Source organism: Cellulosimicrobium composti (assembly GCF_009711085.1).
In the GTDB taxonomy this organism is placed as follows: Bacteria; Actinomycetota; Actinomycetes; order Actinomycetales; family Cellulomonadaceae; genus Cellulosimicrobium; species Cellulosimicrobium composti.
This window is the reverse complement of record NZ_WMKA01000081.1, coordinates 1-9,181: the sequence shown is the minus strand read 5'-3', so window position 1 is coordinate 9,181 and position 9,181 is coordinate 1. Positions and strand designations below refer to the sequence as shown.

12 protein-coding genes are annotated in these 9,181 nt (G+C 76.2%); 7 read left to right on the top strand and 5 right to left on the bottom strand.

Annotation, left to right across the window (positions count from 1 at the left end):
- Nucleotides 1-258: 258 nt before the first annotated feature.
- Nucleotides 259-1,281, bottom strand: a complete 1,023-nt coding sequence (gene adhP, locus GJV82_RS18765) for an alcohol dehydrogenase AdhP (protein ID WP_155100277.1) — start codon at nucleotides 1,279-1,281, stop codon at nucleotides 259-261.
- 122 nt (nucleotides 1,282-1,403) lie between these two features.
- A complete protein-coding gene (locus GJV82_RS18760) occupies nucleotides 1,404-1,835 on the bottom strand; it encodes a hypothetical protein (RefSeq protein ID WP_115942420.1) in 432 nt (143 codons plus the stop codon).
- A 136-nt stretch (nucleotides 1,836-1,971) separates the two neighbouring features.
- Between GJV82_RS18760 and GJV82_RS18755 the strand changes: the two genes are divergently transcribed.
- From GJV82_RS18755 to GJV82_RS18725, 7 genes are all read left to right on the top strand, one after another.
- Nucleotides 1,972-2,583 (top strand): Rieske (2Fe-2S) protein, encoded by a 612-nt coding sequence (locus GJV82_RS18755; RefSeq protein WP_115942421.1) that lies wholly within the window; start codon nucleotides 1,972-1,974, stop codon nucleotides 2,581-2,583.
- Between the two features lie 82 nt (nucleotides 2,584-2,665).
- Nucleotides 2,666-3,829, top strand: a complete 1,164-nt coding sequence (locus GJV82_RS18750; protein WP_318657832.1) for a histidinol-phosphate transaminase — start codon at nucleotides 2,666-2,668, stop codon at nucleotides 3,827-3,829.
- The gene (gene hisB, locus GJV82_RS18745; protein ID WP_318657831.1) at nucleotides 3,826-4,425 is read left to right on the top strand and encodes an imidazoleglycerol-phosphate dehydratase HisB; all 600 of its coding nucleotides are present in this window, start codon (nucleotides 3,826-3,828) and stop codon (nucleotides 4,423-4,425) included. Before GJV82_RS18750 ends, hisB begins: the two co-directional genes overlap by 4 nt.
- Entirely contained in the window at nucleotides 4,422-4,934 is a 513-nt protein-coding gene (locus GJV82_RS18740) for a hypothetical protein (RefSeq protein WP_024840652.1), read from the top strand. The genes hisB and GJV82_RS18740 overlap by 4 nt, the downstream gene beginning before the upstream one ends.
- Nucleotides 4,931-5,608, top strand: a complete 678-nt coding sequence (gene hisH, locus GJV82_RS18735) for an imidazole glycerol phosphate synthase subunit HisH (RefSeq protein ID WP_155100273.1) — start codon at nucleotides 4,931-4,933, stop codon at nucleotides 5,606-5,608. The genes GJV82_RS18740 and hisH overlap by 4 nt, the downstream gene beginning before the upstream one ends.
- Nucleotides 5,609-5,690: 82 nt before the next feature.
- Nucleotides 5,691-6,422, top strand: coding sequence for a bifunctional 1-(5-phosphoribosyl)-5-((5-phosphoribosylamino)methylideneamino)imidazole-4-carboxamide isomerase/phosphoribosylanthranilate isomerase PriA (gene priA / locus GJV82_RS18730; RefSeq protein WP_024840654.1), 732 nt, complete (start codon nucleotides 5,691-5,693; stop codon nucleotides 6,420-6,422).
- Nucleotides 6,419-7,165, top strand: a complete 747-nt coding sequence (locus GJV82_RS18725; RefSeq protein WP_024840655.1) for an SseB family protein — start codon at nucleotides 6,419-6,421, stop codon at nucleotides 7,163-7,165. Before priA ends, GJV82_RS18725 begins: the two co-directional genes overlap by 4 nt.
- A 6-nt stretch (nucleotides 7,166-7,171) precedes the next feature.
- On the opposite strand, the gene GJV82_RS18720 is transcribed toward GJV82_RS18725, so the two are convergent.
- From GJV82_RS18720 to GJV82_RS19630, 3 genes are all read right to left on the bottom strand, one after another.
- Entirely contained in the window at nucleotides 7,172-7,690 is a 519-nt protein-coding gene (locus GJV82_RS18720) for a hypothetical protein (RefSeq protein ID WP_155100271.1), read from the bottom strand.
- Between the two features lie 103 nt (nucleotides 7,691-7,793).
- Complete coding sequence (locus GJV82_RS18715) at nucleotides 7,794-8,540, bottom strand: S1 family peptidase (protein ID WP_024840657.1); 747 nt, start codon at nucleotides 8,538-8,540, stop codon at nucleotides 7,794-7,796.
- The coding region (locus tag GJV82_RS19630; protein ID WP_225873494.1) for a hypothetical protein at nucleotides 8,537-9,181 on the bottom strand (645 nt) is incomplete at its 5' end. The genes GJV82_RS19630 and GJV82_RS18715, both read right to left, overlap by 4 nt.

Sequence of the window (9,181 nt, the reverse complement as noted above, 5' to 3'; positions counted from 1 at the left end):
GCGCGCCGTCGGCCGGCTGCGCGTCCGGCGCCGGCCCGGCCGGTGCCGCCCCGGCCCACGGGTCGCCGAGCGGGTCGGCGGGCTCGTCGAGCGGCGGCTCGTCGGCCGGGTCGAAGGGCAGGTCGGCGTACGGGTCGGTGGGGCTCACCCGCACGATCGTAGGCGCACCCGCCGACCCTCGGGCCGTCGTGCACAGGGCGCGGCCGGCGTCGCCCCGGGCGGGCGTGCGGGCCGCGGTGCGTGGCGGCGTCGGACGGGTCAGGACCGCATGTCCATGACCACGCGCCCGTCGATCCGGCCCTCCTCCATCTCGGAGAAGATCGCGTTGACGTCGTCGAGGGGGCGCACCGTGTACGTGGGGCTGACCTTGCCGCGCGCGAAGAAGTCGAGCGCCTCCGCCATGTCCTTGCGCGTCCCGACGATCGACCCGCGCACGGTGAGCCCGAAGAGCACGGTCGTGAAGATGTCGAGCGGGAACTTCTCCGGCGGGAGCCCGACGAGGGACACCGTCCCGCCGCGGCGCAGCGCACCGACTGCCTGCGGGAACGCGTGCCCGTTGACGGCGGTGACGAGCGCGCCGTGGACGCCGCCGCCCGTCTGGCCCTGGATCTCGGCTGCGGGGTCGGGCGACGTGGCCGCGTTCACCGTGACCTCGGCCCCGTGCTTGCGCGCGAGCGCGAGCTTCTCCTCGTCGACGTCGACCGCGGCGACGCGGCGACCCATCGCGACCGCGTACTGCACCGCGACGTGCCCGAGCCCGCCGATCCCGGAGACGAGCACCCACTCGCCCGGCTTGGTGTCGGTGACCTTGAGCCCCTTGTACACGGTGACGCCCGCGCAGACGATCGGGCCGACGGCCGACAGGTCCACCCCGTCCGGGATCACGGGGCAGTAGCGCGAGTCGACGAGCATGTACTGCCCGAACGACCCGTCGACGGAGTAGCCGCCGTTCTTCTGGTCCGGGCACAGCGTCTCCCAGCCCGTCTCGCAGTACTCGCACTCGCCGCACGCGCTCCACAGCCAGGCGTTGCCGACCGTGTCGCCGACCCGGACCCGCGTCACACGGTCGCCGACGGCGACGACCGTGCCGACGCCCTCGTGGCCCGGGACGAACGGGGGAGCGGGCTTCACGGGCCAGTCGCCGCGCGCGGCGTGCAGGTCGGTGTGGCAGACCCCGGTGTAGTCGACCTGGACCAGGGCCTCGTACGGACCGGGGGACGGGACGTCGACCTCGTCGACGACCAGGGGCTCGGTGAACGAGCGGACGACGGCGGCACGCATGGTGGGCACGGGGATCACCTCGGTTCTCGCGACGGGCGGCCGGACCGTGCCGGCGGTCCGGCCTCGTCTCGACGCTACGCGCGCCGCGACGCCCGGTCACGGGCCGCGGCGCGACGCGCGACTCAGGTCCGTGCGGCTCGTGACCTTCGCCCCTCCACGACGAGGGCGAGCGTCCCGGCGACGACGACGACCCACTCGCTCGCCGCGGCGAGCACCTGCTGCGTCCCGCCGACCGACTCGTGGACGCCGAAGAAGCCCACCGTCGTCGAGAGGTAGAACGCGGCGAGCGTGAGGGCCCCGAAGCCGACCGCGCCGAGGAGCGGGAGCCAGTGCCGCCACACGAGCACGAGGAGCCCGAGGACGAGGCCTGCGACGGCGTTCAGCGCGAACAGCGGCCCGACGACCTCGATGTCCTGGTACCCCTCGACGAAGAGGACGAGGTGGACGTCGGCCGAGAGCAGCAGGCCGGCGGCGGTCAGTCCCCGCAGCACCCACGCCCCGAGCGCGCGTCCCTCGCGCGCCGGCGGGACGGGCGGGCCCCCGGTCACGGCCATGGTCGCTCCCTGCGGGTCGGGGCGCGGTCGGCTCGCGCCGGTGCTTCAATTGAACCGCCGTCCCGGTCGCAGCGCGCGCGGGCGGCGGGACGGGCCGCGGGCCCGTCCGTCCACGCACCGCGCGAGGAGGCCGGCCATGGACGTACCGCGCCCCGGACCCGACGTCGACGAGAGCGGCCCCAGGACCGTTCCGTCCCCTCCCGGCACCGCGCCCGCGACGGGCGTCCGGCCCGGCGCGTGCCTCGCGTGCGCGGGGACCGTCGAGAGTGCGGACGGGCGGCGCCCGGTCGTGGCGACGCGGCGCGCGGTTCTCGCGGGGTCCGGTGCGAGCGCGGCGCTCCTGCTGCTCGCCGCGTGCGGGGGCGAGCCGCCGTCGGGCACGCGCGGCGGGAGCGCCGACGACGACGCGGACGACGACCGGGACGACGACGGCGGGGGAGGGCGGCTCGTCGGACCGGGGGAGGCGCTCGCGAGCACGTCCGACGTCCCCGTCGGCGGCGCGCTCGCCGTGACGGTCGGCGGGGCGCAGCTCCTCGTCACCCAGCCCGAGGAGGGCACGTTCGCGGCGTTCAGCGCGATCTGCACGCACGAGGGCTGCACGGTCGGTCCCGGGGACGGCGAGCTGCTGTGCCCGTGCCACGCGTCGCGCTACGACCTCGCGACGGGCGCGGTGCTCGGGGGGCCCGCGCCCGCGCCGCTGCCCGAGGTGCCGGTCACGGTCGACGGCGGCGAGGTCACCTCGGCCTGACGGGGCTCCGGCGGGCGGGGAACCGTGCCCGCGTGCCGGACGTCACGGACGCGGGGCGGCGCACGGTTCGTAGACTGTCCTGGTGACCCCACCCCCCGTCGCGGGACGACCCGTGCTCCCGCTGCGCCCCGAGCTCGCCGGCGTCGAGCCCTACGGCGCGCCGCAGCTCGACGTCCCGGTCCTGCTCAACGTCAACGAGAACCCGTACGCGCCGAGCGCCCGCGTGGTCGACACGATCGCGCAGGCGGTGCGCGACGCCGCCGCGGGGCTCAACCGCTACCCCGACCGCGACTTCCTCGGCCTGCGCGCCGACCTCGCGGCGTACCTCGGCACCGAGTCGGGCGTCGCCCTCGCCCCCGAGCAGCTCTGGGCGGCGAACGGCTCGAACGAGATCATGCTCCACGTGCTCCAGGCCTTCGGCGGCCCGGGGCGCACCGCCGTCTCGTTCGCCCCGACGTACTCGATGTACCCCGAGTACGCGCGCGACACGCACACGGACTGGGTGGTCGGTCGCCGCGCGGACGACTTCACGATCGACCCGGAGCACGCGCGCGAGGTCGTCGCGCGCGAGCAGCCGTCCGTCGTCCTGCTCGCGAGCCCGAACAACCCGACCGGCACCGCGCTGCCCGCGGCCACCGTCGAGGCGGTGTGCGAGGCGGCGCTCGCGGTCCGCGTCCCGCTCGCGGACGGTGGCGCGGCGCCCGCGGTCGTCGTCGTCGACGAGGCGTACGGCGAGTTCCGGCGCGCCGGGACGCCGTCCGCGCTCGAGCTCCTCGACCGCTACCCGAACCTCGCCGTGACGCGCACGATGTCGAAGGCGTTCGCGCTCGCCGGCGCGCGCGTCGGCTACCTCGCGGCGTCGCGCGAGGTCGTCGACGCGCTGCGCGTGGTGCGTCTGCCGTACCACCTGTCGGCGGTGACGCAGACGGTCGCGCGCGCGGCCCTCGCGCACTCCGCCGAGCTGCTCGCCCAGGTCTCGGAGCTGCGCGAGCGCCGTGACGAGACCGTGGCGTGGCTGCGCTCGCTGCGGCACCCGGACGGGCGCCCGCTCGAGGTCGCCGAGTCCGACGCGAACTTCGTGCTGTTCGGGGCGTTCGAGGACCGGCACGCGGTCTGGGCGGCGTTGTTGGAGCGGGGCGTGCTCATCCGGGAGACTGGTCCCGACGGCTGGCTGCGGGTGTCGATCGGCACCGGCGACGAGATGAGGGCCTTCCGACAGGCCCTCGTGGAGGTGGCAGGACTGTGAAGCGCACCGCGCGCGTCGAGCGCGCGACGTCCGAGTCGAGCGTGCTCGTCGAGCTCGACCTCGACGGGACGGGGCGGACCGAGATCTCGACGTCCGTCCCGTTCTACGACCACATGCTCACGGCGCTGGGCAAGCACTCGCTCATCGACCTCAAGGTCGTCGCGACGGGTGACACCCACATCGACGCGCACCACACGGTCGAGGACGTCGCGATCACGATCGGCGAGGCGCTGCGCGTCGCGCTCGGCGACAAGGTGGGCATCGGGCGCTTCGGCGACGCGACCGTCCCGCTCGACGAGGCGCTCGCGCTCGCGGTGGTCGACGTCTCCGGGCGTCCGTACCTCGTCCACTCGGGCGAGCCCGAGGGCCAGGAGTACCACCTCATCGGCGGGCACTTCACCGGGTCGCTCACGCGGCACGTGCTCGAGTCGATCGCGCACCACGCGGGCATCTGCATCCACGTGCGCGTCCTCGCGGGCCGCGACCCGCACCACATCGTCGAGGCGCAGTTCAAGGCGCTCGCCCGCGCGCTGCGCGCGGCCGTGTCGCCCGACCCGCGCGTCGAGGGCGTCCCGTCCACGAAGGGGGCCCTGTGAGCACGCACGACGACGACGCGCTGGGCGGCGTCGAGATCCCCGACGACCTGTCGTCCCTGACGGGGCCCGCGGCGCCGGACCTCGTCGCGCTCATCACGCAGATCGCGGGCGCCGAGCCCCTCGCCGCGGCGTGCTCGCTCGCGCAGGTCGAGGCGGACGTCGTGCCGACGGACGTGGGCGCGGTCGCCGTGCTGCGCGACACGTCCGGCGACGCGCCCGCGCACGCGGCCGCGGCGCTGACGACCCTCGTCAAGGGCGTGCCGCTCGTGCTCGTCGAGCGCACCGGCGAGCAGCTCACCATGACGCGCTGGAGCGACGGTGAGCCCGGCGACCGCCTCGCGCCCGGCCTCGTGCTGGGCGGTGCCCCCGAGGCGCTCGAGGACCTGCTGACCGGCACCACGACGCTCGCCGACCAGGAGGGCGTGGTCGCGAGCTCGTCGATCTCGCGCTGGAAGGCGATGCGTCTGCTCACGTCGGCCGCGCGCCGGGCGAGGAAGGGCGGCGCATGAGCGAGCAGCCCACGCCGGCGTCCTCGGGCACCCGGCGACCGTCCGTCGTCGTCCTCGACTACGGGTTCGGCAACGTCCGCTCCGCCGTGCGCGCGCTCGAGCGCGTCGGCGCCGACGTCGAGCTGACCGGCGACCGCGCCCGCGCGCAGGACGCGGACGGTCTCGTCGTGCCCGGCGTCGGGGCGTTCGCCGCCGTCATGGCCGGGCTGCGCGGCGTGCGCGGCGACGAGATCGTGGGCCGCCGCCTCGCCGGCGGGCGGCCCGTGCTCGGCATCTGCGTCGGCATGCAGGTCATGTTCGAGCAGGGCGACGAGCACGGCACGCTCACCGACGGGCTCGGGGAGTGGGCCGGACTCGTCGACCGGCTCGAGGCGGACGTCGTGCCGCACATGGGCTGGGACACCGTGGACGTCCCCGAGGGCAGCGTGCTGTTCCGGGGCGTCGAGGACGAGCGCTTCTACTTCGTCCACTCCTACGCCGCCCGGACGTTCACCACGGGCCAGGACCTGCCCGCGGACTCGCCCGTCCGTCGGCCTCTGGTCACGTGGTCCGAGCACGGCGGCCGGTTCGTCGCCGCCGTCGAGAACGGCCCGCTGTCCGCGACGCAGTTCCACCCCGAGAAGTCCGGGGACGCGGGCGCGACCCTGCTCGAGAACTGGGTCCGCTCGCTCTGACCTTGCGCGCCCCGCGGCGCGCACCCCCACCGGCGTGCCGACGCGCCCGCCGCCCGCACGACCGACACCGATGGAGAACCCCGTGACCGACCGCCTCGTGCTGCTCCCCGCCGTCGACGTCGCCGACGGCCAGGCCGTCCGCCTCGTCCAGGGCGAGGCGGGCTCCGAGACCTCGTACGGCGACCCGCTCGCCGCCGCGCTCGACTGGCAGTCGGGAGGCGCCGAGTGGATCCACCTCGTGGACCTCGACGCCGCGTTCGGCCGCGGCTCCAACGCGGAGCTGCTCGCCGACGTCGTCGCGCGCCTCGACGTCCAGGTCGAGCTCTCGGGCGGCATCCGTGACGACGCGTCGCTCGAGCGTGCGCTCGCGACGGGCGCGCGCCGCGTCAACCTCGGCACGGCCGCGCTCGAGAACCCCGAGTGGACGGCGAAGGTCATCGCGGAGCACGGCGACGCGATCGCCGTCGGCCTCGACGTGCGCGGCACGACCCTCGCGGCGCGCGGCTGGACGCAGGAGGGCGGCGACCTCTGGGAGGTCCTCGACCGCCTGGAGGCGGCCGGGTGCGCCCGGTACGTCGTCACCGACGTGACGAAGGACGGCACGCTCCGCGGCCCGAACCTCGACCTCCTGCGCGACGTCGCGGCCCGGACCGAGGCGCCCGTCGTCGCGTCGGGCGGCATCTCGAGCCTCGAGGACCTCGAGGCCCTGCGCTCGCTCGTGCCGGCCGGCGTCGAGGGCGCGATCGTCGGCAAGGCCCTCTACGCGGGCGCGTTCACGCTGCCGCAGGCGCTCGACGTCGCGGGCCGGCCGTGACGACGGACCACGACCCCGCGGGCCCGGGCAAGGCGCTCCCGCCGAGCTCCGGCTTCGCGGGCGACGACGGGTCCGCCGACCCGGCGCTCGTCGCCCTGCTCGACGCGTACGCCGCGGGCACGGCACCGCTCGCGGACGTCGTCGCGCGGCTCGGCGAGACGCGCGTCCTCGTGCCGATCCTCGCCGAGCTCGAGAGCGCGGAGGAGGGCGAGCACGGGCACACGGTCGACAAGGAGGCGTCGGCGGGCGTCGTCGCGATCCAGGCGCCCGACGGGCGGCGCGCGCTGCCCGTGTTCACGTCCGTCGCCGCGATGGCGGCGTGGCGCGCGAGCGCGCGGCCGGTCCCGGTCGACGCCCGCCGTGCGGCGCTGTCCGCGGTGAGCGAGGACTGGTCGCTGCTCGTCCTCGACCCGGGCGGTCCCGTGACGGCCCTCGTCCCGCGCCCGGCCGTGTGGGCCCTCGCCCAGGGCAAGACCTGGGCGCCCGCCGTCGTCGACGGCGTCGTCGCCCCCGAGGTGCTCGACGCCGTGCAGCGCTCGGTCGCCGGGGTCGAGCACGTCGCGCAGGTGTGGGCCGAGCCCGGCCGCCGGGCCGAGGTCGCCGTCGTGCTGCGCATCCACGCGGGCCTGGACCGCGCGGGCCTCGACGCCGTCCTCGGGCAGGTCAACGCCGCGCTCGCCACGGACCCCGTGGTGTCCGAGCGCGTCGACGGCCTCGAGCTGCGGGTCGGCCGCGCCGGCTGAGCGTGCTCAGCGGCGGCGCAGGCGGCTCAGGCCCCACGCGAGCGCGGCCGAGAACGCGACGACCGCGCCGAGCGCCTGGCCCCCCAGGATGACGCGGTTGAGGTCGAGCGCGGGCTGCCACCGCACGCCCGCGTCGTCCACGACGTACACGCCCTTGGCCACGACGCGGACGCCGAAGCCTCCGCCGCCGCCCGAGCCCTCGCCGCCCGCCTCGCCGCCGGCGTTCCCGGACCCCGGGTCGGACGACGAGCCCGCGCCCTGCGTCCCCTCGCCGTCCTGCGCCGCGGCGGCCGCCGCGCCGACGCGCCGGCGCCAGTCCGCGGCGCCCTTGCCCGAGAGCTCGCCCGCGCCGGAGCCCCATCCCGAGCCCGTCCCGCCCCAGACCGTGGCGACGGGGATGACGAGCGTGCCGTCCCGCTCGTAGGACTCTCCGAAGACGCGGCGCACGGTGAGCGTGTCGCGTGCCGCGTGGGTGATGTGCGCCGGGTCGACAGGCGCCGTGTCCGAGCTCCCGTGTGTGCTCATGGCACGAAGGGTAGACCCGGGGTCCGCGCTGCGCGCGGGAGGCGTGCGCGGGAGCGGTGCGCGGCAGGACGCCCGCGGGTGCGCGACGCCCGCGCCGCGCGGGTCAGGCGTCGCACTCCGGCAGCTCGGTGAACGCCGACTCGTCGCCGAGGAGCGTCTGCAGCGTGCTCACGGGCACGAGGAGCGACTTGTCGGTCGAGGTCTTCGCGTAGACGACCCCGATGACCTCGCCCGCGTCGTTGAGCGCGGCCGAGCCGGAGCTGCCGGGCTCGACCGGGGCGTCCGTGACCAGCACCTCGCCGAGGTTCTCGTTGAGCGGGTCGGTCGTCGTGCCGATCACCGCGCCCTGCGTCACCGTGAGGCGACCCCCCTCGGGATAGCCCACGACCGTCACCGCGTCTCCCGGCGCGGGGTCCGCCGCCGCGAGCGTGGGCGCCGACGGCAGGTCCTCGGCCGTGCGGACGATCGCGAGGTCCGCGAGGCCCGCGACGCTCGCCGTCTGCGCCGCGATGTCGCGGCCGTCGTACGTGAGGAGCTGCAGCGAGCGCGACGAGTCGACGACGTGCTTGTTCGTGATGAGCGTCCGCGAGTCGACCGCGAACCCGGACCCCGTCGACAGGCCGTCGCAGCGGACGTTGCGGATCCGGACGGCCATGCGGCGCACCGCGTCGAAGCCGTCGGGGGAGAGGTTCTCCGAGCCGGCGGGGTCGTCGGGCGCGACGAGCGACGGGACGACCGAGTCCGGCACCGGGTCCGGGAGCTCCGGGAGCACGCCGCACCCCGCGAGCGCGCCCGCGCCGAGCGTCCCGGCGACGGCGAGCGCGACGACCCGGCGGGGCCCGCGCGTCATCCGGCGAGCTCCTGCTGGAGCTGGGCGTTCGCGTCGGTCGCCTCCTGGCACAGCAGGTCGACCTGGTCGGCGAAGCGCTCGAGGTCCGCGGGGTCGTACGCGTCGCGGTTGTTGAGGTAGCCGATGAGCTGGGACTGCGCCGTCGTGCACTGGCCGAGCGCGGCGGCGACCTTGCCCGCCGCCTCGGAGACACGGCTCTGGTAGTCGAGGTACTGCTGCGACGCCTCGTTCTCGTCGCCGAGCTGGGCCTTCTCGTTGGCGAGCTCGCTGATGCGGTCCTGCGCCGCGGTGAGCTGCGTGCGTGCGGACTCGAGCTCCGCGTTGGCGCCGTCGAGCTCGGTGCGCAGCCGTGCGACGTCCTCGCCGAGGCCGCGGGCCTCGCGCTCCCAGTCCGCGCTCGTCTCCTGCCAACGCGTGGTCGTCAGCCACAGGTACGCGCCCACGCCCAGCGCGGCCACGAGCGCGAGGGAGAGCACGACGATCGCGACGACGGCGCCGCGGCGGCGGCGGGGTCGCGGAGCGGGCGCGGGCTGCTCGGCGGACGCGCCACCGGTCCCGACGCCGGACGCGGCGGCGGGGCCGGCCGGCGCCTGTTCGGTCGGGACGCGACCGGTGACGCCGGAGCCGGGCGGGACGGAGGC